Origin of the sequence: Humitalea rosea (genome assembly GCF_003253705.1) — a bacterium.
Classification (GTDB): Bacteria; Pseudomonadota; Alphaproteobacteria; order Acetobacterales; family Acetobacteraceae; genus Humitalea; species Humitalea rosea.
Map to the genome: position 1 here is coordinate 160,086 of NZ_QKYU01000007.1, position 21,745 is coordinate 181,830.

Consider the following 21,745-nt stretch of genomic DNA (forward strand, 5'->3'; position numbering starts at 1 on the left):
GGTCAGCCGATCACCAGCACCGCTCCGGCCTCATAGAGGCGCAGCGGCAGGCCCGGTTCGGGCCGCAGCAACACGATGCCGGGCCCGGCGGGGCATAGCAGCGTGGCCCCGGCCCGGGCGATGGCCGCCGCGGCCATGGTCTCGTCCAGGAACAGCGCGATGGCCGGCGAGGGGCCAGGGAGTGGGATCGGGTTTGGGTTCTGCGACATGGGTGCAGTGTGCGAGACGGCGATGAAGGCGGGGTTAACGGCCTAGCCCTGCACCGCCGGCAGCACCGGCTGCGGGTCCAGCCAGGTGCCGAACCAGGACAGGCAGAAATGGCAATGCGGCCCGGTGACGCGCCCGGTCGCCCCGATCGCGCCGATCGGCTGGCCCTGGGCGACCATCTGGCCCTCGGTGACGCTCTGCGCCGAGAGATGGGCGTAGAGCGTGTTCACCCCATGCCCATGGTCCAGCACCAGCACCCGGCCGAAGAAGATGAAATTGCCCACCAGCGACACCCGCCCGGGCAGTGCCGCATGGACCGGCGTGCCGGTGGGGGCGGCGATATCCAGCCCGAAATGCGGCTGGCGCGGCTGGCCGTTCAGCACCCGCTGGCTGCCATAGATGCCGCTGATGCGGCCATGCGCCGGCCAGGCGAGGCCGGCGGCGAAGCCGGAGCCGTCGGTATCCACGGCGCGGGCGGCGGCGAGGCGTTCCCGCTCCGCCAGGATGCGCCGCAGGGCGCCGGCATCGGGGGTGACCTGGGCGGGCGGCAGGCCGTTGATCGCCTGCACATCCCAGCGGCGGCGGGCGACGGCCAGCGGCATCGTCTCCGCCCGCCCATCGGGGCCGGTGACGACCAGACGCGCATTGGGCGCGGCATCCCGCCCGAAGCCGAAGACGATGGCGCCATCGGGCGCGACCCGCAGCGCGCGCCCGTCCAGCGCGGCGCGGCTGCCGGGCGGGACATGGGCGATGACGAAGCCGCCCTGGGACAGCCCTGGCAGGGTGGTGGCGGCGCTGGCGCGGGCCAGCAGCAAAGCGGGCAAGGCGAACAGGGCACGGCGATGCATCACAGCAGCCTCGGGGTGGCCGGGGGTGGGGCGGCGGATTTCCGTGGCGGTGCGGTGCCGGCGGCGGTGACCGCCGCCTCGCCGTCATGGAACACCAGGGTCAAAGCGGCGCCGGGGCGGATCGCGGCGGCGGCGCCGATCGGGGCCTGCGCCGAATCGCGCACCAGGGCGAAGCCGCGCGCCAGCACCGCGGTATAGGAGGCGCCCTGGAGACGGGCCGAAAACCCCTCCAGCCGCGCCGAGGCCTCGCGCAGCGCCGCCGCGATGCGGGGGCCGGGGTCGGGCAGGCGGTCGAGGGCGGCGCGGCGGCGGTCCAGCACGCGGCGGCCGGCGGCTTCCTGGCGGTGCTGCAACAGCGTGAGGCGGGAGCGGCGGTCGGCGATGGTCTCGCGCGGATGCGGCAGGCGCGGGGCGAGGGCCTGCAAGGCATGGCGCTTGGCGGCGATGCCGGAGGCGGGGGCGCGGGCCAGGCGCCCGGTCAGCTCATCCAGCCGCTGCCGCGCGGCCTGCACCCGTCCGGGCAGGTCGGGCAGCCCATGCGCGGCGCGGTCCAGCCGCAGCCGGGAGCGGTCCAGCCGCTGGGCGCCGGCGGCGCGCAGCCGCTGCTCGGTCTGCTGCAAGGCGGAGAGCAGGGTCATGCGCGAGGGCACCGCGAGTTCCGCTGCGGCGGTCGGCGTGGGGGCGCGCTGGTCGGAGGCGAAATCGATCAGCGTGGTGTCGGTCTCATGCCCGACGGCGCTGATCAGCGGGATCGGGCTGGCGGCGGCGGCGCGGACCACGGCCTCGTCGTTGAAGGCCATCAAATCTTCGAGGCTGCCGCCGCCGCGCGCCACGATCAGCACATCCGGGCGGGGGGTCATCCTTGCAAAACCCTCGATGGCGGCGGCGATGCGGGCGGCGGCGCCCTCGCCCTGCACCGGCACCGGCCAGAGCAGGATGGGGCGCGGAAAGCGCCGGGCGATGGTGGTGATAATGTCCTGGATCACCGCGCCCTTCTCGCTGCTGATCACGCCGATCAGGCCGGGCAGATGCGGCAAGGCGCGTTTGCGGGCGGGGTCGAACAGCCCCTCGGCCAATAGGCGCGCGCGCAGCTTCTCGATGGCGGCGAGGAGGGCGCCTTCGCCGGCGTAATCCAGCCGGTCCACCGTCAACTGGTAGTTGGACTGGTCAGGGTAGGTGGTCAGGCGGCCGGTGGCGATGACCTCGGTGCCGTTCTCGGGCTTCACGCCGCTGCGGCCGGCCGACCAGGCCCAGATGACGCAGCGCAGCTTGCCGCCGCCGTCGGGGTCCTTCATCGAGAAATAGAATCGGTTGGGGCCGTAGCCCTTGGCTTCGGTGATCTCGCCGCGCACGCGGACGCGGCCGAAGGCGCCCTCCAGCGTGCGTTTCACGGCGCCGGAGAGTTCTCCGACGGTGTATTCCGGCACGTTGCCGCGTGGCGTCTCAGACATGGCCCGAGTATGCCCCGAGCGGGCCGCCCATGCTACGCGGGGGGCGCGGACAGGGGAGAGCGCGATGCGGGTGCTGGTGGTCGGTGGCGGCGGGCGCGAACACGCGCTGTGCTGGAAATTGGCGCAAAGCCCGTTGCTGACCGCGCTGTTCTGCGCGCCGGGCAATGCCGGGATCGCCGAGGTCGCGCGCTGCGTGCCGATCATCGCCGAGGATATTTCGGGCATCGTGAATTTCGCCAAGGCCAATGCCATCGACCTGGTGGTGGTGGGGCCGGAGGCGCCGCTGACCCTCGGCCTCGCGGATTTCTGCGCCGCGGCGGGGCTGCGGGTGTTCGGCCCGGATGCGGCGGCGGCGCGGCTGGAGGGCAGCAAATCCTTCATGAAGGAGGTGCTGGATGCCGCCGGCGCCCCCACCGCCGCCTGGGCCAGGTTCGAGGACGCCGGGGCGGCGCGGGCCTATCTCGCCAAGGTCGGCGCGCCGATCGTGGTCAAGGCGGATGGGCTGGCCGCGGGCAAGGGCGTCGTCGTCGCCGCCACCCCGGAGGAGGCCGAGGCCGCCATCGCCGCCATCATGGAGGACCGCATCCATGGCAGCGCCGGGGCCGAGGTGGTCATCGAGGACTGCATGACGGGGCCGGAAGTCTCCTTCTTCGCCCTCTGCGACGGGAGCACCGCGATCCCCTTCGGCGCGGCGCAGGACCACAAGCGGGTCGGCGATGGCGATACCGGGCCGAACACCGGCGGCATGGGCGCCTATGGCCCGCCGCCCGTGTTTTCGGCGGCGATGGAAGCCGAGGTGATGGACCACTGCGTGACCCCGGTGCTGGCCGAGATGGCCAAACGCGGCGCGCCGTTCCGGGGCGTGCTCTTCGCCGGGCTGATGCTGACGCCGGAGGGGCCGAAGCTGCTGGAATTCAACGTCCGCTTCGGCGATCCGGAATGCCAGGTGCTGATGCTGCGGCTGCAAAGCGACCTGCTGCCGCTGCTGGTGGCCGCCGCCGATGGGCATCTGGCCGGGATGGCGCCGGACTGGCGGCCCGACCCCGCGCTGGTGGTGGTGATGGCGGCCGAGGGCTACCCGGAGGCGCCGCGCAAGGGCAGCGTGATCGGGGGGCTGGAGGCGGCGGCCGCCTGCCCCGGGGTCACGGTCTTCCACGCCGGCACCGCGCGGCGGGAGGATGGCGCGGTCATCGCGACCGGCGGCCGGGTGCTGGGCATCGCCGCGACGGGGGCGGACCTGCGGGCGGCGCGGGATGCCGCCTATGCCGGGGTGGATGCGGTGGTCTGGCCCGGCGGGTTCTGCCGGCGGGACATTGGCGCCCGGGCGCTTTAGCCGAGGGGGTCTGGGGCCTCAGGCCCCAGCGGGGTTCCAGGGGCTGGCCCCTGGCTTCAATGCGCCGCCGAAAGTGCCGCCCCTTCCTTGTCATGCTGCGCGAGGCGATCCACCAGCGTCTGGCTCGCCTCGTTCATGCCCACGATCTCCACCGCCCGGCCATGGTGGCGGAACTTCAGCACCACGCGGTCCAGCCCGTTGATGCCGGTGATGTCCCAGAAATGCGCGGCATGGACGTCGATGACGACGCCGTTCAACTCCTCGCGGAAATCGAAGGCGTTGTGGAAGGCTTCGGCCGTGGCGAAGAAGATCTGCCCGGTCACGCGGTAGCGCCGCACCCCGGTCGCCTCATCCAGCGTGGAGGTCACCCCGAAGAAGCGCGAGACCTTCTGGGCGAAGAACAGCCCGCTCAGCACCACGCCGACCAGCACGCCCTGCGCCAGATCATGGGTGAAGACCACGACGGCGACGGTGGCGAGCATCACGACGCTGCTGCTCCTGGGGTTGGTCGCCAGGGTGGCGATGGACTTCCACTGGAAGGTGTTGATCGAGACCATGACCATCACCGCGACCAGCGCCGCCATCGGGATCTGCTTCACCCAGGGCCCAAGCACGACGATGAGGAACAGCAGGAACACCCCGGCCCAGAGGCAGGACAGCCGCCCCCGCCCGCCCGAGGACACGTTGATCACCGATTGGCCAATCATCGCGCAGCCCGCCATGCCGCCGAAGCAGCCGGAGGTGATGTTGGCCAGCCCCTGGCCCGCGCATTCGCGGTTCTTGTTGGAGCCGGTGTCGGTCATCTCATCGACGATGGAGGCCGTCATCAGGCTCTCCAGCAGCCCGACCATGGCCAGCGTCGCGGCATAGGGCAGGATGATCCGCAGCGTCTCGAAATTCAGCGGCACCTGCGGCAGGGCGAAGAACGGCAGTTCGTTCGGCAATTCGCCCATGTCGCCGACCGTGTGGATGCCGAGCCCCATGGCCATGGAAAACGCCGTCAGCACGATGATGGTGACCAGCGGCGAGGGCACCACATTGGTCAGCCGCGGCAGCAGATAGATGATGCCGAGCCCGACCGCCGCCATCGCCCAGACCTGCCAGCTTTGCCCGATCAACTCCGGCATCTGCGCCAGGAAGATGAGGATGGCGAGCGCGTTGACGAAGCCCGTCACCACCGAGCGCGAGACGAAGCGCATCAGGTCGCCGAGCTTGAGCAGGCTCGCCCCGATCTGGAGGAAGCCGGTCAGGATGGTCGCGGCGAAGAGGTAGCCGAGCCCGTGATCCCTCACCAGGCTCACCATGACCAGCGCCGTCGCCCCGGTCGCGGCCGAGATCATCGCCGGGCGGCCGCCGGCGATCGCCGTGACCACCGCGATGCAGAAGGAGGCATAGAGCCCGACCTTGGGATCGACGCCGGCGATGATGGAGAAGGCGATCGCCTCGGGGATCAGCGCGAGGGCGACGACGGTCCCCGCCAGCATGTCACGCGTGACATTGGGCGCCCATTCGGCGCGGAGTTGGGACAGGGTCATGAGGCACCTTCGGCCAAGGCCGCAGCCGTCCCGCGAAGACGGATCAGATGCGGGCAGGAAATGGATCGCGCCGCAATCGAAGGCCGCGGCGGCGGGGAGGCTCGGGCGTCGCGCGCCTAAGGCGGCGTCGGCAAGTCGGTCGAGAGCACTCTGACACAGGACATGCTCCGGCCATAACGGCCTCGGTGCTGCGACGCAACATCGCCGGGCGCCGCGATCGCGTTGCAAACCGCCCGGTCTTGCCGCGATACTTCGCCCCAAGGCGGCCCGGAGAAACGGGGCGCCACCGGAGGATACGCATGAGCATTCGCCGACGCACCCTGTTGGGTGCCGCCGCAGCCGCGCCCTTGGCCAGCCCCGCGCTGGCACAATCGGGTTTCCCGAACCGCGCCATCCGCATGTACGTGCCCTGGGGCGCGGGCGGGACCACCGATATCCAGATGCGGGTGCTGTGCGACCAGGCGTCCAAGCGGCTCGGCCAGCCGATCGTGATCGAGAACAAATCCGGCGCCGGCGGCATATTGGGGCCGCAGGCGCTGGTCTCCGACCGGCCCGATGGCTACGCGCTGTCGCAGATGCCGATCAGCGTGTTCCGCAACCCGCAGATGAACCCGCACCCGCCCTTCGACCCGATGACCGACTTCACCTGGGTCGTGCATCTGACCGGCTATCTGTTCGGCATCGTGGTGCGGGCGGACAGCCCCTGGCAGACGCTGGGCGAGTTCCTGGACTACGCGAAGGCCAATCCGGGCAAGGTCAATTACGGCACGCCCGGCGTCGGCACCTCGCTGCACATCACCATGGAGCAGATCGCGGGCCAGAAGGGCATCGAATGGGTGCATGTGCCGTTCCGGGGGGTGGCGGATAATCTCTCGGCGCTGCTCGGCGGGCAGATCCAGGCGACGGCCGACAGCTCCGGCTGGTCGGAGCTGGTGCTGGCCGGGCGGCTGCGGCTGCTGACCACCTGGGGCACGGAACGCGCCAAGCGCTTCCCCGATGCGCCGACCTTGCAGCAGAGCGGCATCGATATCGTCTCGATCAGCCCCTATGGCATCGCCGGCCCCAAGGGCATGGACCCCGGCGTGGTGCGGGTGCTGCACGACGCCTTCAAGGCGGCGCTGTTCGATCCGGCGCATATCGCGATCCTGGACCGGTTCGACATGCAGCCGATGTATCTGGACAGCGAGGCCTACGCCACCTTCGCCCGCAGGCAGTTCGAGGAGGAGGGGGTGATGATCCGCCGGCTGGGGCTGCGCCTGTAGCGGGATGCCGTAGCGGGATCGTCCTGGCCCGGCGATACTCGGGCCATGGACATCATCCATATCCGCTGCGGCGATGATCTGCGGGGCCGGCTGCCGCCCGGGGACTACATCGGCTACGCCGACCCGGTCTGCCTCGGCCCCGCGCGGGACACCGGCGGCCCGGCGGCCTGGCTGGCGCAGCGCGCGCGTTTTGTCGCCGAACACGCCCATGCGCCGCTGGCCGAGGTGCGGAGCCGGCTCGGCACCGACCATGCGGCGCTGACGGCGGCGGCGCGGGGGACGGCCGCGCTGCATCTGTGGTTCGAGCATGATGTCTGGGACCAGATCGCGCTGCTGCGGGTGCTGGCCTTCCTCTGGCCGCAGGCGCGGGGGCGGGTCTGGCTGATGCCGGCCGATGGCAAGCGGGTGCTGCCGGCGCTCTCGGATGCCGAGCTGGCGGCGCTGGAGCCCCAGAAACTCGGCGACATCGCGGCCGAGGCGGCGCTGCTGGCCTGGGATGCCTTCGCCGCCCCCGACCCCGCGGCGCTGGACCGGCTGTGGCGCCAGATGCTGCCCTTCCCGCATCTGGCCCCGGCGCTGCGCCGGCATTTGCAGGACCTGCCCTGGGCCAGCGACGGGCTGGCGCTGTCCGAGCGGCGGGTGCTGCGGGCGATCGCGGCGGGGGCGCAGGATCTGGGCGCCGTGCTGCGCGCCTTCGCCGCCGAGGATGCGGTGTTCCACCCGACCGATCTGATGCTGGCCGAGATCATCGACCGGCTGCGCGCGGGCACCACCCGGCTGATCGCCCGCGACGGGCCGCTGGCGCTGACCGAGCGCGGGCAGGCGGTGCTGGCCGGGCGGCGGCGGCACGCGCCCTGGCCGCGGCTGGTGGGGGGAGTCGCGGTCGGGCCCAACGGCGAGGCGTGGTGGGACCCGTCGCGGCAAGGGGTGGCGACGCGGCCAGGGCAGGCGTTGGGGGGGCTGTCGGCGTTAAGGGATGGGTAAACTGGGAGGGCTTTTCGCCCTCCCAGACCCTCCCACCAGGAAACTGAGTTTCCTGGACCTTCCTTTTTGTCATTTAAGATCAATCTATTGAGGGAAGTGCAGAAACCTCAGGTTTCTGCTGGGGTGTTCGAGGGGCGAAGCCCTTCGATCTTTTTCACACCCGCCAGCGCGGCACCGGGGTAGAATGCCCGCATCAAGACCCCCCGCACGACCCTGCGGTAAGGGCGTAAGATGGTAAGGCAGTAAGGCGCCGTCACCGCCGCTCCGCGAAGAACCCGCGCAGCAGCGCCGCCGCCTCGGTCTCCCGCACCCCGCCGACCACCTCCGGCGCGTGGTGGCAGGTCGGCTGGCCGAAGACGCGGGCGCCATGCTCGACGCCGCCGCCCTTGGGGTCATAGGCGCCGAAGACCAGCCGCCGCACGCGGAACAGGCTGGCGGCATGGGCGCACATCGGGCAGGGCTCCAGCGTGACCCAGAGCGTCGCATCGGGCAGCACCTTGTCGCCGCGCAGCGCGGCGGCGGCGCGCAGGGCCAGCAGTTCGGCATGGGCGGAGGGGTCGTGGCGGGCCTCGACCTCATTGCCCGCGGCGGCCAGGATGTTGCCCGCCGCATCGGTCACCACGGCGCCCACCGGCACCTCGCCACGGGCGCAGGCGGCGGCGGCTTCTTGCAGGGCAAGGCGCATGGGGCTGTCCATCCCATGCTGTGTTGCCGCGCGACGCGGGGCACGCAAGCCGTTTGACCGCTGGACGCGCCCCCATCGCGGCGCGTAGCAAGCCGGAATGTCAAATATTCCCCTGATCGGCCTGACCCTCGATGCCGAACCCGCCGGCGGGTGGTCGAAATTGCCCTGGTATGCGCTGCGCCAGAACTACTGCGACGCGGTCGCGAGCGCCGGCGGCCTGCCGGTCGCGCTGCCGCATGAGGCGGAGCAGGCCGAGGCCTACCTCGACCGGCTGGACGGGCTGGTGGTGACCGGGGGCGCCTTCGACGTGGACCCGGGGCTGTATGGCGGCGGGCCGATGCATGAGACGGTGGTGCTGAAGGAAGGCCGCACGGGCTTCGAACTGGCGGTGCTGCAAGGGGCGCTGAAGCGGGACATGCCGGTGCTCGGCATCTGTGGCGGGCAGCAACTGCTGGCGGTGGCGCTCGGCGGCACGCTGCACCAGCACATCCCGGATGCCGTGCCGGGGGCGCTGCCGCATGAGCAGACGAACCCGCGCGACCAGCCGGGCCATACGGTCGAGATCACCCCCGGCACCCTGCTGGCCAAGGTCGTGGGCGTCGGGCGGATGGCGGTCAATTCCTCCCACCACCAGGCGGTGGCGACGGCGGGGCCGCGCGGCGTCATCAACGCGGTGGCCTCCGATGGGGTGATCGAGGGGATCGAGGCGCCGGGGCAGAGCTTCTGCCTGGGCGTGCAATGGCACCCGGAATATGCGGTGGACCCGGCGGATCCCTCGATCTTCCTGGCCTTCATCGACGCCGCCCGCAGCTTTGCGGCGCAGCGGGAGCTGGTGGCATGACCGGCCAGCGCAAGGTGCCGCCGAGCAAGCTGCCGGAAGGGCCGATCGTGGATGAGATGCCAGAACTGGACTCCGACAAGGGCGAGCGCATCGCCAAGGTGCTGGCCCGCGCCGGCATCGCCAGCAGGCGCGACGCCGAGAAGCTGATCGCCGAGGGGCGGGTGGTGGTGAACGGCCAGAAGCTGGACAGCCCCGCCTTCTTCGTCACGCCGGAGGATCGCGTCACCGTCAACGGCACCCCGGTCGCGGCCGCCGAGCGCACACGGCTGTTCCGCTATCACAAGCCGCGCGGCCTGGTGACGACGCACAAGGACACCGAGGGCCGGCCCACGGTGTTCGAGAACCTGCCCGCGGGCCTGCCGCGCCTGGTCTCGGTCGGGCGGCTGGATCTGACGTCGGAGGGGCTGCTGCTGCTGACCAATGACGGCGCGCTGGCGCGCAAGCTGGAACTGCCCGCCAATGGCTGGATCCGCCGCTACCGCGCCCGGGTGCATGGCAAGGTGGAGGAGGCGGCCCTGGCCGCGCTGACCCGCGGCATCACGGTCGAGGGCGTGAAATACGGTCCGATCGAGGCCGGGCTGGACAGCCGGCGCGGCGCCAATTCCTGGCTGACCGTCAGCATCCAGGAGGGCAAGAACCGCGAGGTGCGGCGCGTGCTCCAGCACCTCGGGCTGCATGTGACGCGGCTGATCCGGGTGGCCTATGGGCCGTTCCAGTTGGGGCTGCTGCCGGAAAGCGGGGTCGAGGAAGTCAATGCCAAGGTGATGCGCGACCAGCTCGGCGTCGATGCCGCCCCCCGGCTGCAACGCGGGACCGAGCGGGTGGCGGAAGTGCCGGAGCCCGTGACCAAGCCTGCCCGCGCCCCGCGCGCCCGCCGCGCCGGCGACCCGCAGTTGACGCCCTGGGGGGCGGCCGACTGGGCCGCCGAGGATGGCAAGCCCCCCGGCGCCCGCAAACCCCCCCGGCGCGGGGCCTGAGCGATGCGGATCATTTCAGGGATCAACCGCGGCCGCATCCTGGCAGCACCCGAGGGCGACACCACCCGCCCCACCGCCGACCGTGTGCGCCAGGCGCTGTTCGATGCGCTGACGCATGCCGCCTGGGCCGGGCGGGACCGGATCATCGGCGCGCGGGTGCTGGATGGCTTCGCCGGCACCGGGGCGCTGGGGCTGGAGGCGCTGTCGCGCGGGGCGCTGCATGCGACCTTCCTCGAAACCTCGCGCCCGGCGTTGCAGGCGCTGCGGAGCAATATCGCGGTCTGCAAGGCTGAGGGCGCGACGACGGTGATCCCGGGGGATGCGACCAAGCCGCCGCGCGCCTCGGCGCCGGTGTCGCTGATCTTTCTCGACCCGCCCTATGCCAAGCTGGCGCCCGTGCTCGCCCCCGGTGCCGAGCCGGAACCGCCCGAGGCGGGGATCGTGCCGCGCACCGTGGCGGCGCTGACGGCGGCGGGCTGGATCGCCCCCGGCGCGCTGCTGGTCGCGGAGACGGCGCGCGCCGCCGAAGCGCCGGTGCTGCCGGGCTGGACCCTGGTCGATGAGCGTGGCCATGGCGTGGCGATGCTGCGGGTGTGGGAAGGGCCCTGACCGGGGGCAAGGGTCAGCCGAAACGGCCGGTCACGTAGTCCCGGGTGCGCGGATCCTTCGGGCGGATGAAGATGTCCTCGGCGCTGCCGGTTTCGATCGCCTCGCCGAGATACATGAAGGCCACGCGATCGGCGACGCGCGCGGCTTGCTCCATGTTGTGCGTCACGATGACGACGCAGTAGCGCCGGCGAAGATCGTCGATGAGGTCTTCGATCCTGGCGGTCGAGACCGGATCGAGCGCCGCGCAGGGTTCGTCGAACAGCAGGATCTCCGGCCTCAGGGCGATGGCGCGGGCGATGCACAGCCGCTGCTGCTGGCCACCCGAGAGGTCGAGCGCGCTGTGGTCGAGGATCTCCTTCACCTCGTCCCACAGCGCCGCGTCGCGCAAGGCGGCCTCCACCCGCGCGTCCATTTCGGATCGCGACAGATCATGGTGCAGGGCGATGCCGAAGGCGACGTTCTCGTGGATCGACATCGGGAAGGGGTTGGGGCGCTGGAAGGTCATGCCGATCCGGGCCCGCAGCCGCGCCACGTTGATGCCGGGATCGAGGATGTCCTCGCCATCGACCAGAACCGTGCCGGTGGCGCGCTGGTCCGGGTACATGTCGAACAGGCGGTTGATGATGCGAATCAGCGTCGTCTTGCCGCAGCCGGATGGCCCGATGAGCGCGGTGACGCTGCGGTCCGGGAAGGACAGGTTGACGTCGTGGAGCGCCTGGACCGCGCCATAGAAGAAGTTGACGTCGTGCATGACGATCTTGTCGGCCGGCGGCCGATGGGGCGGGCTTGTGCTCACGGCACAGCCTCGGTGGCGCGTGGGAGCATGGCCGTTCCTCGCAGACGTGCGGCAGACGCTATCGTGGCCGCACCCGCGCCACAATGCGTCCCGGGCCATGCGCGTGTCCGCCGCGGTCAGTGACCGTTCTGTGACGTGGGCGGCACATGTTCCATCGCGGCGCCGGCACGGCGCAGCGCCGGGTCGAAGGGGTTGATCTGGGCCGCGATCGTCGCGGCCTCCCGCTTCAGCATGGTCGCGATGATGCCGCGACGCTCGGCGCCCAGGCGGTCGGTGGTGCTGCCGACGCTGAGCGCCGCGACGGCGCGGCCGTCGTGGTCGAGGATGGGGACAGCGATGCCGGCATGGCCCGGGATCAGCCCGGCGGCCCCGCCGGCATGGCCATCGGCACGGATCTGCGCAAGGTCGGCCCGCACCGAGGCTTCGTCGAAGCCGCCGAACTGGCGCATGCGCGGCAGGTTGTGGCTGATGATCTCATCCTGCTCGGCGGGCGGCAGGAAGGCGAGGATCGCGGTCGAACCCTGGCCGATTCCCAAGGGCACGCGTCCGCCGATATCACCGGTGAAGGAGCGGATCGGCAACGGACCCAGGCTGCGCTCGATGCAGACGGCATCATAACCATTGTGCACCAGCAGGAAGAGCGTCTCGCCGAGCGATCCCGTCAGGCGCAGCAGCACCGGCCGTGCGACGTCGCGCAGACCCATGGGGCTGCCGGCGCGCGCGCCCAGCACGAAGAGGTCGAGGCCGAGGGTGTAGCGCTTGCCGCGCGGTTCGTAGGCGACGAAGCCTTCCTCGGTCATCAGGCGCAGCATGCGGTGCACGCTGGGGCGCGGCAGGCTCGCGGCCTCGGCCAGGCCGGTGAGACGCAGGCCGCCCGGCCCGCTTTCGCCGATCAGGCGCAGCAGGCGGAAGGCGCGCTGCAGGGAGCCGGCGGTTTCAGTGGTCACGGATGCTTCCATTATTCTGCTACCGATCTCCACATCATCCCGAAAAACTTCCACCCATCGATAATATGACCACTTTTATACCATCCAGAGAAAATATGGCTTGCTGCCCGATGCGAGGCAACGAAATAGTGTGGCTATCCTCAAGCATCAATCCTGACCAGGAGTTGACAGCATGGCGCGTTGGCGTGTGGGCGTGGACTCGGGTGGGACCTTTACCGATGTGTGCCTCTTCGATGAGGAAGAAGGTCGCGTCGAGGTCTGGAAAGTCTCCTCCACACCTGACGATCCCTCCCGCGGCATCGCCCAGGGTGTCGAGGAAGGCATGCGCCGCGTCATGCCCGATGCGGGCGATGCGCCGGGGGCGGCCGTCTCCTACTTCGGCCATGGCACCACGGTCGCGACGAATGCGCTGATCCAGCACAAGGGCGTGCGGACCGGCCTCGTCACCACCGACGGCTTTCGTGACCTGCTCGAGATCGGCCGCCAGAAGCGCCCCGACCTCTACGACATGCAGGCCGACAAGCCGCCGACGCTGGTTTCCCGCGACCTGCGCATGGAAGTGCCGGAACGCGTGCGCCACACCGGCGAGATCGACACGCCGCTGGATGAGGACAAGATGCGCATCGCCGCGCGCGCGCTGAGGGATGCGGGCGTCAAGGCGATCGCGGTCTCCTTCCTCTATGGCTTCATCCGCCCCGAGCATGAGATCCGCGCCGTCGAGATCCTGCGCGAGGAATGCCCCGACACCTTCATCTGCGCGGGCCATGAAATCGCCCCGGAGTTCCGCGAATACGAGCGGCTTTCCACGGTGGTGCTCAACGCCTACCTCGGCCCCGTCATGCGCCGCTACATCGAGCGTCTGACGCCGCGGCTGAAGGCGCTCGGCATGACCGCGACGCCGCATCTGACGCAAAGCAATGGTGGGGTCATCGGTTTCTCGACCGCGGCCGACATGCCGGTGCGAACCGTGCTCTCCGGTCCCTCGACCGGCGTGGTCGGCGCGCAGGCCATCGGCGTGCTGGCGGGCTTCCCGGATCTGATCACCTTCGACATGGGCGGCACCTCCACTGACGTAGCATTGTTGCAAGGCGGCAGCTGCAAGATGACGTCGGAGGCCGTGGTGCACGGCTATCCGATCAAGGCGCCGATGCTCGACATCCACACCGTCGGCGCCGGCGGCGGCTCGATCTCCTATGTCGATGCGGGCGGGCTGCTGAAGGTCGGGCCGCGCAGTTGCGGCGCCGATCCTGGGCCGGTCTGCTACGATCGCGGCAATACCGAACCCGCGACCACGGACGCGAATGTCGTGTTGCAGACGCTGAACCCGGAATATCTGCTCGGCGGCCGCATGCCGGTGCGGCAGGATCTGGCCAAGGCCGCGATCGGCGTGCTGGCGGACAAGCTCGGCCTTGGTGTGATGGAGACGGCGCAGGGCATCATCTCCGTCGTCACCGCGAATATGGCGCGTGCGATCCGCGTGATCTCGATCCAGCGCGGGCATGATCCGCGCGACTACACGCTGATGGCCTTTGGCGGCGCGGGGCCCTTGCATGCCGCGCGTCTGGCCAAGGAGCTGGACATGAAGCGCGTGCTGGTGCCGCGCAACCCTGGCATCCTCTGCGCCATGGGGCTGCTGCTGACCGATCTGCGCGCCGATTTCGCCGCGACCAAGCTGCTGCCGGCGACGGGCGCCTCGGTCGAGGAGGTGTCCGCCGCCTTCGCCGGGCTGACCGCGCGCGGCGAGGAGTGGTTCGACCATGAGGAAATCGGTCCCGACGCGCGCCGCCTGACCCGCACCGCCGACATGCGCTATGCAGGCCAGAACTACGAACTTGCCGTCCCGCTGCCGGATGGGCCGATCACCGCCGCGACCATCGCGAGCTTGCTGGAAGGCTTCACCGAATCCCATCGCCAGCGCTACGGCTTCATCGCCGAGGGCGAGGCGGTGCAACTCGTCACCTTGCGCCTGGAAGCGACCGGCGTGGTCCGCAAGGCGGTGCTGAAATCCTATCCCGACGCCGGCCCGGATGCCTCGGCCGCGATCATCAGCAGCCGTCCCGTGTGGTTCCCCGAGGCGGGGGATTTCGTCACCACGCCGCTCTACAGCCGTGAGGAGCTGAAGCCCGGCAACCTCTTCACCGGCCCCGCCATCGTCGAGCAGATGGACACGACGACCGTGGTGCCGCCCGGCATGAAGGTCAGCGTGGACAGCTATCTCAACCTGATCCTGGAGGTGACGGCATGAGCCACGCCCTGAAGGCAGCGCCCGCCGTGGTGCTGGATCCGATCACCATCGAGGTCATCGGTGCCTCGCTCTCCTCCATCGTCGAGGAGACGGGCGAGGCGCTGATCCGCGCCTCCTATTCCACCAACATCAAGGAACGGCGCGACTGTTCCACCGCGCTGTTCAACGCGGCAGGGCAGACGCTGTGCCAGGCCGAGCACATCCCGGTGCATCTGGGCAGCTTCATCGGCATCGTGCCGCATATCATGCGCCTGCACCGCATCGAGGACATGCAGCCCGGCGATGTCTTCGTCGGCAATGACGCCTATGCCGGTGGCGGCACGCATCTGCCCGACATCGTGCTGGCTGAACCCATCTTCATCGATGGCGTCATCGTCGCCTGGACGGTGAACCTCGCGCACCACTCCGATTTCGCGGATCGTGGCCATGCCCATATCTACCAGGAGGGGCTGCGTATCCCGCCGGTGCGGCTCTATCGCGCCGGGGTGCTGCAGAAGGATCTGCAGGATCTGATCCTGCTGAACTGCCAGGTGCCGCGTGAGCGCCTGTCCGACCTGCGCGCGCAGATGGCGGCGAACCGCGTCGGCGTGCAGCGCTTCACCGCGCTCTGCGCCAAGTATGGCACCGATATCGTGCTGGCCGCCGGCGAGGCGCTGCTGGATTATGCGGAGCGGAAGATGCGCGCCGGGATCGCGGCGATCCCCGACGGCACCTGGCGTTTCAACGATGTCTTCGACAATGCCGAGATCAGTGCGACCCTGCCGCTCTCGGTCGAGGTGACCGTCAAGGGCGACAGCATGACGCTCAGCTTCGACGCGCCCGACCAGCTTCGGGCCGGGCTGAACATGACCTACACGGCACTGCTGGCCACGGCCTATTACGTCGTGAAATCGGTGGTGGACCCGACCATCCTGCCGAACGCCGGCCTCGCCCGTCCGCTGACCATCATCGCGCGTGAAGGCAGCATCCTGAACTGCGTGCATCCCGCTGCCGTGAACGGCCGGGTGCAGACCTGCCAACGGGTTTCGGACCTGATCCTCGGCGCGCTGGCGCAGGCGGTGCCGCTGAACGTGACCGCCTGTTCCAACTCCACCTGCACCGTCGCGAGCTTCATCGGCCAGCGCAAATCCGATGGCGCGATCTGGGTCTATCTGGAGACCATGGGCGGCGGCGGTGGCGCGCGGGCGACGAAGGATGGGCTGGATGGCGTGCATGTGCACACCACCAACACCTCCAACCTGCCGGTCGAGGCGCTGGAGATCGAGTATCCGCTGACCTTGCTGCGCTACGAACTCGTTGAGGGGTCGGGCGGCGTCGGCCAGTATCGCGGTGGCATGGGCTTGCGCCGCGTCTATCGCGCCGATGAGGATTGTCGTGTGCGTGTGGACGTCTCCCGTTTGCGTTCGCGCAGCTGGGGCCTGTTTGGCGGCGGCGAGGGCGCGCATGGCGCCATCGAATGCGGCCCCGGCGTGGTGTTCCAGGCCGATTGTGCGGTGCTGAAGGCCGGGCAATGGTTCGCTGTCGTCAGCCCCGGTGCCGGTGGCTACGGCGCGCCCGAAAAGCGGGACCGCGCAGCGGTGGCCCGCGACGTGGCCGAGGGCGCCATCACGGCCGCCACGGCTCAAGAGGTCTATCACGACCCGAACTGAGGCTCACGACACCCCCTGGAAGAAGGAAAGACCCGCATGACCATTTCCGCCACCCGCCGTGCCGTCCTGGCCGGCGCCGCGAGCCTGCCGTTTCTCCGAATTCCAGGGGCCCGCGCCGCAACGCCGGGGGTGCTGACCTTCGGCCTGTCCAGCTACCCGCCCACCCTCCAGCCTTGGGCGAATGGCGGAACGGCGTCGGCGACGATCAAGCTGATGATCTTTCGCGGCCTGATCTCCTATGCGCCCGATGGTTCGTTGCGGCCTGAGCTCGCGGAATCCTGGACGCTGGAGAACCCCACGACCTGGCTCTTCAAGCTGCGGAACGCGACCTTCCAGAACGGCGAGAAGGTGACGTCCGCCGACGTGAAATGGTCGCTGGAGCAGATCGCCGCCGAGCGCTCCACAGCCTTCTTCCGCGCCCAGATCCAGGGGCTGGAACGTATCGAGACGCCGGACGACATGACCGTGCGGATCGTGACCAAGGAGCCGGTGGCGACGCTGCCGATCTGGATGGCGAGCTACCACATGCCGATCATCTCGCGGAACTCCCCACGCGGGCAGTTCATCGGCGCCGGCCCCTTCGTATTGAAGGCGCAGGAGCGCGGCGTCTCGCTCGATCTGGAGGCCTATCCCGGCTACTACAAGCCCGGCCTGCCGAAGCTCAAGGGCATCAAGGTCGTCGCCTATGGCGACGAGAACCTGCGTGTCGCGGCGCTGCATTCGGGCGATGTCGATCTGATCGAATACGTGCCCTGGCAGTCGATGGATGCGATCACCGCCAATTCGGCGCTGAAGCTCGATGCCGTCGATGGCGCCTTCATGTTCCTGGTCTTCAACGGCACCCGCCCGCCCTTCAATGATGCGCGGGTGCGCAAGGCGGTGGCCCATGCGATCAAGCGCGAGGATCTGGTCAAGGCCGCCTTCTTCGGCCGTGGTTCGCCGCTGACGCAACTGCCGATCCCGCCGAGCAGCCCCTTCTACAACGCCGAATACAAGGATGGCTGGAACTACAACCCCGACCTGTCCAAGCGCCTGCTGGCCGAGGCCGGCTTCGCCAATGGCCTGAACGCCTCGATGCTCTCCACCGCGCAATACGGCATGCACAAGGATACCGCGGAGGTGGTGCAGCAGCATCTCGCCGCCGTCGGCATCAATGTCGAGCTGAACATGCCGGACTGGGCCACCCGCGTCGCCATCGGCAACCGTGGCCAGTACGACATCGCGGTGATGGGGACCGCGGCCGACAGCAACGACCCCGAAGGGCTCGCGAGCCTGCTCGATGGCACGCTCTCGCCTTCCTATGTCCGCAGCTATGGGCTGAAGGTCGATCGCATCACCGAACTTTTGGCCGCTGGCCGCGCCGAGTTCGACGAGACCAGGCGCAAGGCGATCTATCGCGAGATCGAGGGTGTCGCGATCGAACAGGCGCCGCTCGTCGGGCTGACCTGGCGCAGCCAGGGCTATGCGATGCGCAGCGCGGTCTCGGGCTTCAAGAACATGCCGGGCGCCTTGACCTTCTACTCGGGCCTCACCTTCGAGACCACCGAGGTCGCCTGATACATGCTGGCCTATGCCGCCCGACGCCTGCTCGTTTCGCTCGCCCTGGTCTGGGTGGTCGCCACATTGGTTTTCATGGTGATCCACATCATTCCGGGCGATCCGGCCGAGTTGTTGCTGGCCCAGGGCGGCGTGGCGCCGGACCCGTGGCTGGTCACCGATCTTCGCGAGAAGCTCGGCCTCGACCAGCCACTCATGACCCAGTACTGGACCTATCTCGGCGGGCTGGCGCAGGGCAATTTCGGCTATTCGCTGCTGGACGATCATTCGGTGGCCGATGAGATCGCACTCCGCCTGCCACGTACGCTGGAGTTGGTGGGCGCGGCGGCGCTGATCGCATTGCTGTTCGGCCTGCCACTCGGCGTGCTGGCGGCGTTGCGGGCGGGGGAGGCGCTGGATCGGCTGCTTTCCTCCCTTGCCGCGCTGGCCTTGTCGGTGCCGGTCTTCGTGGTCGGCACGCTGATCATTCTGGTGCTGGCGCAGAACCTGCGGCTGGTGCCGGCGGGCGGTTACATCGCTTTCGCCACCGACCCGCTGCGGCATCTGGGCCTGTTGCTGATGCCGGCCATCACCATCGCGGTCGGGCTCGGCGCGGTGGTGCTGCGCGTGACCCGCGGTTCGGTGCTGGAGGTTCTGGAACGCGACCATGTGCGCGCCGCCCAGGCGCGCGGGGTGTCTGTCGCCGCCATCATCCGCCGCCATGTCGTGCGCAATGCGCTGACCCCCGTCGTCACCGTGGTCGCGCTGCATCTGGGCGCGCTGCTCGGTGGCACCGTGCTGGTGGAGTTCGTGTTCAATTGGCCGGGGGTGTCGGGCTACCTCGTGCGTTCGGTGGAATCGCGGGACTACCCGGAGGTGATGGGCATCGTGCTTGTCATTTCCTCGATCTTCGTGCTGCTGAATTTCCTGGTGGACCTGCTCTATGCCGTCATCGATCCGCGCGTGAGGCACGGCTGATGCGGCGCGACAAGCTGCGGCGCCTGGCGCTGCCCGCATCGCTGCTCGGCGCCATTCTGCTGCTGGCGCTGGCCGCACCGGTGCTGCCGCTGGGCAATCCCGTCAGCCAGGACATCAACCATCGCCTCGCCGGCATCTCCGCCGGGCATTGGCTGGGGCAGGATGAATATGGGCGCGATGTTCTGACGCGGCTGATCTGGGGCGCGCGGGTGTCGCTGAGCGTCGCTGTTTCGGCAACCGTGATCGCGACCATCGTGGGCACGTTGCTCGGCATCCTCGGCGGCTATTTCCGCGGCATGGTGGAAATCGGCACGGTTCGGATGGCGGAGATCGTGCTCTGCTTCCCGCCGATGCTGCTGGCGCTGCTGGTGGTGACCTTGCTCGGGCCTGGGGCGGGCACGCTGATCTTCACCCTCGCGATCCTCTTCACGCCGACCTTCGCCCGCGTCGCCTATGCCGAGACGCTCTCGGTCCGCGCGTTGGATTACGTGACGGCGCAGGAGGCCCTGGGCGCGCGCTCGGGGCGCATCCTGCTGCGCACCTTGCTGCCGAATATCGCGCCGCCGCTGATCGTGCAGTTCTCACTGACCATCGCCGCTGCGATGCTGCTGGAAAGCGGACTGTCCTTCCTCGGCCTCGGCGTGGTGCCGCCGGATCCGTCCTGGGGCCTGATGATCCGCGGCGCGCGGACCACCATGGAACAGGCGCCGCTGCTGCTGCTCTGGCCTTGCCTCGCGCTGACCGGCACGGTGCTGGTGCTGAACCTGTTCTGCGACCGGCTCCGCAATGCGCTGGACCCTGGCACCGGCGGCAGAAGCCGCCCAGGCTTCCTGCGCCGCCTTGCCGTGCTGGCCGGCGCCGCGGAGCAGCCGGCGGCCGTGCCGGGGCTGCTCGCCGTGCGGAAGCTGACGCTGGAGGTCCAGGGGCCAACCGGCCCGGTGCCGGTGGTCCGCGACGTGAACATCACCGTCGCCCCCGGCGAAACCCTCGCGGTGGTCGGCGAGAGCGGCTCGGGCAAGACGCTGACCGGGCTTGCGGTGATGGGGCTGCTGCCCGCCGCGGTGCGGGTCACCGCGGGCCAGATTCTCTATACCGGCCGGGATGGGCGGACACGCGATCTGCTGCGGCTGCCGGAACGGGCGCTGCGGGCGCTGCGCGGGCGCGACCTCTCCATGGTGTTCCAGGACCCGGCCAGCAGCCTGAACCCGCTGCTGCGCATCGACGCCCATCTGGGCGAGGCGCTGCGCGCCCATGGCCAGCGCCAGGGCATCGCCGCCCGCGTGGTGGAACTGCTGCGCAATGTCGGCCTGCCCGATCCCGAAAGCCGTGCCCGCAGCTATCCGCACGAACTGTCGGGTGGCCAGCGGCAACGCGTGATGATCGCCGCCGCCATCGCCAACCACCCGCGCCTGCTGCTGGCCGATGAGCCGACCACCGCACTCGACGTCACCGTGCAGGCGCAGATCCTCGACCTGCTGGCGGGGCTGAAGCGGTCGGAGGAAGGCATGGGCATGGTCTTCGTCACCCACAACCTTGCTGTCGTGGCCGAGATCGCCGATCGCGTCGCGGTGATGTACGCGGGCGAAGTGGTCGAGGAAGGCCCGGTCGCCGAGGTCTTCGCCGCGCCGCGCCACCCCTATACCGCCGCCTTGATCGCCTCGACGCCGGAGGGCGATGCCGAGCGCCTCACCTCCATTCCCGGCCGTGTGCCGCAGGCCTGGGCGATGCCGGAGGGCTGCCGCTTCGCTCCCCGCTGCGAGCATGCCCGTGCGATCTGCGACCAGTCCGCGCCGGCGCTGGAAAGCCCCGCCCCCGGCCGCACCACACGCTGCCTGCGCTGGAAGGAACTGGCATGAGCGCCCCGTTGGCGAGCGACGTGCCGCTGCTGCGCGCGGAGGGGCTGACCCGCAGCTTCACCGGCCGCGGCGGGTTGTTCCGCCGAAGCCGCCCGGTCGTCGCCGTGCGGGGCGTCAACGTCACCTTGCAGCGCGGCGAGGCATTGGGCGTGGTCGGTGAATCCGGCTGCGGCAAAAGCACACTTGGCCGGCTGCTGCTGCATCTGATGCCGCCGACCGAAGGCCGCGTGCTGTTCGAGGGTGAGGATCTCGCGACCCTGTCCGGCGCCGCGCGCCGTGGCTTGCGGCGCCGGATGCAGATGGTGTTCCAGGACCCCTACGGCAGCCTGGACCCGCGCCGCAGCATCGGCGCGCAGATCGCCGATGGGTTGCTGATCCATGGCCTGGCCGATGCGGCGGGGGCGGAGCGGCAGGCCGCGGCCCTGCTGCGCCAGGTCGGGCTGGAAGCCTCGCATGCGACACGCTTGCCGCATGAATTCTCGGGCGGGCAACGGCAGCGCATCGCCATCGCGCGCGCGCTGGCAACCAAACCCGATTTCATCGTGGCGGATGAGCCGGTCTCGGCGCTCGATGTTTCGATCCAGGCGCAGATCGTGAACCTGCTGGCGGATCTGCGGCAGGAGCTGGGGCTGGCGCTGCTGTTCATCAGCCACGACCTGCATGTCGTGCGGCACCTCTGCGATCGGGTGATGGTCATGTATCTCGGCCGCGTGGTCGAGGAAGGCCCGGCCAGCGCCATCTTCCACAGCCCCTCGCACCCCTATACCCGCGCGCTGCTGGCCGCGACGCCGTCGATGCACCACCGCGCCAAGGTGGCGCCACTGCCGGGCGAGGTGCCGAGTGTCGCCAACCCGCCCTCGGGCTGCGTCTTCCGCACCCGCTGCCCGGCGGCGCGCCCCGCCTGCGCCGAAGCCATGCCGCCGCTGGAGACGCATCCCAACCGCCCCGAGCGGCAGATCGCCTGCTGGCGCGCGGCGGAGATCGAACCGTGATCCAAGACCCGAAA

At 69.9% G+C, this 21,745-nt stretch carries 19 protein-coding genes; 12 read left to right on the forward strand and 7 right to left on the reverse strand.

Annotated elements, in window-relative coordinates:
* Positions 1 to 2: 2 nt before the first annotated feature.
* The 3 genes from C8P66_RS08005 to xseA are packed head-to-tail and all read right to left on the reverse strand — an operon-like array spanning position 3 to position 2,506.
* Positions 3 to 209 carry a hypothetical protein gene (locus C8P66_RS08005; RefSeq protein ID WP_111397707.1) on the reverse strand — a complete coding sequence of 69 codons (207 nt, stop codon included), beginning with the start codon at positions 207 to 209 and terminating at the stop codon, positions 3 to 5.
* Positions 210 to 251: 42 nt separating this feature from the next.
* Positions 252 to 1,055, reverse strand: a complete 804-nt coding sequence (locus C8P66_RS08010; protein ID WP_245903319.1) for a M23 family metallopeptidase — start codon at positions 1,053 to 1,055, stop codon at positions 252 to 254.
* Positions 1,055 to 2,506 (reverse strand): exodeoxyribonuclease VII large subunit, encoded by a 1,452-nt coding sequence (gene xseA, locus C8P66_RS08015; protein ID WP_111397709.1) that lies wholly within the window; start codon positions 2,504 to 2,506, stop codon positions 1,055 to 1,057. Before xseA ends, C8P66_RS08010 begins: the two co-directional genes overlap by 1 nt.
* A gap of 64 nt (positions 2,507 to 2,570) precedes the next feature.
* Here xseA and purD point away from each other — a divergent pair, with 64 nt between their 5' ends.
* Positions 2,571 to 3,839, forward strand: coding sequence for a phosphoribosylamine--glycine ligase (gene purD / locus C8P66_RS08020; RefSeq protein WP_111397710.1), 1,269 nt, complete (start codon positions 2,571 to 2,573; stop codon positions 3,837 to 3,839).
* A gap of 56 nt (positions 3,840 to 3,895) precedes the next feature.
* On the opposite strand, the gene C8P66_RS08025 is transcribed toward purD, so the two are convergent.
* Complete coding sequence (locus C8P66_RS08025) at positions 3,896 to 5,374, reverse strand: SulP family inorganic anion transporter (RefSeq protein WP_111397711.1); 1,479 nt, start codon at positions 5,372 to 5,374, stop codon at positions 3,896 to 3,898.
* A gap of 299 nt (positions 5,375 to 5,673) precedes the next feature.
* On the opposite strand from C8P66_RS08025, the gene C8P66_RS08030 reads away from it, so the two are divergent.
* A complete protein-coding gene (locus C8P66_RS08030; protein ID WP_111397712.1) occupies positions 5,674 to 6,636 on the forward strand; it encodes a tripartite tricarboxylate transporter substrate binding protein in 963 nt (320 codons plus the stop codon).
* Positions 6,637 to 6,681: 45 nt separating this feature from the next.
* A complete protein-coding gene (locus C8P66_RS08035; protein ID WP_111397713.1) occupies positions 6,682 to 7,620 on the forward strand; it encodes a hypothetical protein in 939 nt (312 codons plus the stop codon).
* A gap of 253 nt (positions 7,621 to 7,873) precedes the next feature.
* Here the strand turns inward: C8P66_RS08035 and C8P66_RS08040 are convergent, their stop codons facing one another.
* Positions 7,874 to 8,305 carry a nucleoside deaminase gene (locus tag C8P66_RS08040; protein WP_111397756.1) on the reverse strand — a complete coding sequence of 144 codons (432 nt, stop codon included), beginning with the start codon at positions 8,303 to 8,305 and terminating at the stop codon, positions 7,874 to 7,876.
* 97 nt (positions 8,306 to 8,402) lie between these two features.
* On the opposite strand from C8P66_RS08040, the gene C8P66_RS08045 reads away from it, so the two are divergent.
* The 3 genes from C8P66_RS08045 to C8P66_RS08055 are packed head-to-tail and all read left to right on the forward strand — an operon-like array spanning position 8,403 to position 10,732.
* Entirely contained in the window at positions 8,403 to 9,146 is a 744-nt protein-coding gene (locus C8P66_RS08045) for a gamma-glutamyl-gamma-aminobutyrate hydrolase family protein (protein WP_111397714.1), read from the forward strand.
* Positions 9,147 to 9,202: 56 nt separating this feature from the next.
* Complete coding sequence (locus C8P66_RS08050; RefSeq protein WP_211314077.1) at positions 9,203 to 10,123, forward strand: pseudouridine synthase; 921 nt, start codon at positions 9,203 to 9,205, stop codon at positions 10,121 to 10,123.
* Between the two features lie 3 nt (positions 10,124 to 10,126).
* Entirely contained in the window at positions 10,127 to 10,732 is a 606-nt protein-coding gene (locus tag C8P66_RS08055; protein WP_111397716.1) for an RsmD family RNA methyltransferase, read from the forward strand.
* Between the two features lie 13 nt (positions 10,733 to 10,745).
* Here the strand turns inward: C8P66_RS08055 and pstB are convergent, their stop codons facing one another.
* Positions 10,746 to 11,483 carry a phosphate ABC transporter ATP-binding protein PstB gene (gene pstB / locus C8P66_RS08060; RefSeq protein ID WP_245903323.1) on the reverse strand — a complete coding sequence of 246 codons (738 nt, stop codon included), beginning with the start codon at positions 11,481 to 11,483 and terminating at the stop codon, positions 10,746 to 10,748.
* Between the two features lie 161 nt (positions 11,484 to 11,644).
* Positions 11,645 to 12,475, reverse strand: a complete 831-nt coding sequence (locus tag C8P66_RS08065; protein ID WP_245903320.1) for an IclR family transcriptional regulator — start codon at positions 12,473 to 12,475, stop codon at positions 11,645 to 11,647.
* 172 nt (positions 12,476 to 12,647) lie between these two features.
* On the opposite strand from C8P66_RS08065, the gene C8P66_RS08070 reads away from it, so the two are divergent.
* Genes C8P66_RS08070 through C8P66_RS08095 form a run of 6 tightly spaced genes read left to right on the forward strand, consistent with a single transcriptional unit; the run spans position 12,648 to position 21,731 of the window.
* Entirely contained in the window at positions 12,648 to 14,720 is a 2,073-nt protein-coding gene (locus C8P66_RS08070; protein ID WP_111397719.1) for a hydantoinase/oxoprolinase family protein, read from the forward strand.
* Positions 14,717 to 16,369 (forward strand): hydantoinase B/oxoprolinase family protein, encoded by a 1,653-nt coding sequence (locus tag C8P66_RS08075; RefSeq protein WP_111397720.1) that lies wholly within the window; start codon positions 14,717 to 14,719, stop codon positions 16,367 to 16,369. Before C8P66_RS08070 ends, C8P66_RS08075 begins: the two co-directional genes overlap by 4 nt.
* 36 nt (positions 16,370 to 16,405) lie before the next feature.
* Positions 16,406 to 17,926 (forward strand): ABC transporter substrate-binding protein, encoded by a 1,521-nt coding sequence (locus C8P66_RS08080; RefSeq protein WP_111397721.1) that lies wholly within the window; start codon positions 16,406 to 16,408, stop codon positions 17,924 to 17,926.
* Between the two features lie 3 nt (positions 17,927 to 17,929).
* Complete coding sequence (locus C8P66_RS08085; RefSeq protein WP_245903321.1) at positions 17,930 to 18,883, forward strand: ABC transporter permease; 954 nt, start codon at positions 17,930 to 17,932, stop codon at positions 18,881 to 18,883.
* Positions 18,883 to 20,739 (forward strand): dipeptide/oligopeptide/nickel ABC transporter permease/ATP-binding protein, encoded by a 1,857-nt coding sequence (locus C8P66_RS08090; protein WP_111397722.1) that lies wholly within the window; start codon positions 18,883 to 18,885, stop codon positions 20,737 to 20,739. Before C8P66_RS08085 ends, C8P66_RS08090 begins: the two co-directional genes overlap by 1 nt.
* Positions 20,736 to 21,731 carry an ABC transporter ATP-binding protein gene (locus C8P66_RS08095; RefSeq protein ID WP_111397723.1) on the forward strand — a complete coding sequence of 332 codons (996 nt, stop codon included), beginning with the start codon at positions 20,736 to 20,738 and terminating at the stop codon, positions 21,729 to 21,731. The genes C8P66_RS08090 and C8P66_RS08095 overlap by 4 nt, the downstream gene beginning before the upstream one ends.
* Positions 21,732 to 21,745 lie beyond the last annotated feature (14 nt).

Excerpts from the sequence above, each read along its gene's own strand:
- C8P66_RS08005 (WP_111397707.1), bottom strand. The coding sequence starts at position 209 with ATGTCGCAGAACCCAAACCCGATCCCACTCCCTGGCCCCTCGCCGGCC.
- C8P66_RS08010 (WP_245903319.1), bottom strand. The coding sequence starts at position 1,055 with ATGCATCGCCGTGCCCTGTTCGCCTTGCCCGCTTTGCTGCTGGCCCGC.
- xseA (WP_111397709.1), bottom strand. The coding sequence starts at position 2,506 with ATGTCTGAGACGCCACGCGGCAACGTGCCGGAATACACCGTCGGAGAA.
- purD (WP_111397710.1), top strand. The coding sequence starts at position 2,571 with ATGCGGGTGCTGGTGGTCGGTGGCGGCGGGCGCGAACACGCGCTGTGC.
- C8P66_RS08025 (WP_111397711.1), bottom strand. The coding sequence starts at position 5,374 with ATGACCCTGTCCCAACTCCGCGCCGAATGGGCGCCCAATGTCACGCGT.
- C8P66_RS08030 (WP_111397712.1), top strand. The coding sequence starts at position 5,674 with ATGAGCATTCGCCGACGCACCCTGTTGGGTGCCGCCGCAGCCGCGCCC.
- C8P66_RS08035 (WP_111397713.1), top strand. The coding sequence starts at position 6,682 with ATGGACATCATCCATATCCGCTGCGGCGATGATCTGCGGGGCCGGCTG.
- C8P66_RS08040 (WP_111397756.1), bottom strand. The coding sequence starts at position 8,305 with ATGCGCCTTGCCCTGCAAGAAGCCGCCGCCGCCTGCGCCCGTGGCGAG.
- C8P66_RS08045 (WP_111397714.1), top strand. The coding sequence starts at position 8,403 with ATGTCAAATATTCCCCTGATCGGCCTGACCCTCGATGCCGAACCCGCC.
- C8P66_RS08050 (WP_211314077.1), top strand. The coding sequence starts at position 9,203 with ATGCCAGAACTGGACTCCGACAAGGGCGAGCGCATCGCCAAGGTGCTG.
- C8P66_RS08055 (WP_111397716.1), top strand. The coding sequence starts at position 10,127 with ATGCGGATCATTTCAGGGATCAACCGCGGCCGCATCCTGGCAGCACCC.
- pstB (WP_245903323.1), bottom strand. The coding sequence starts at position 11,483 with ATGCACGACGTCAACTTCTTCTATGGCGCGGTCCAGGCGCTCCACGAC.
- C8P66_RS08070 (WP_111397719.1), top strand. The coding sequence starts at position 12,648 with ATGGCGCGTTGGCGTGTGGGCGTGGACTCGGGTGGGACCTTTACCGAT.
- C8P66_RS08075 (WP_111397720.1), top strand. The coding sequence starts at position 14,717 with ATGAGCCACGCCCTGAAGGCAGCGCCCGCCGTGGTGCTGGATCCGATC.
- C8P66_RS08080 (WP_111397721.1), top strand. The coding sequence starts at position 16,406 with ATGACCATTTCCGCCACCCGCCGTGCCGTCCTGGCCGGCGCCGCGAGC.
- C8P66_RS08085 (WP_245903321.1), top strand. The coding sequence starts at position 17,930 with ATGCTGGCCTATGCCGCCCGACGCCTGCTCGTTTCGCTCGCCCTGGTC.
- C8P66_RS08090 (WP_111397722.1), top strand. The coding sequence starts at position 18,883 with ATGCGGCGCGACAAGCTGCGGCGCCTGGCGCTGCCCGCATCGCTGCTC.
- C8P66_RS08095 (WP_111397723.1), top strand. The coding sequence starts at position 20,736 with ATGAGCGCCCCGTTGGCGAGCGACGTGCCGCTGCTGCGCGCGGAGGGG.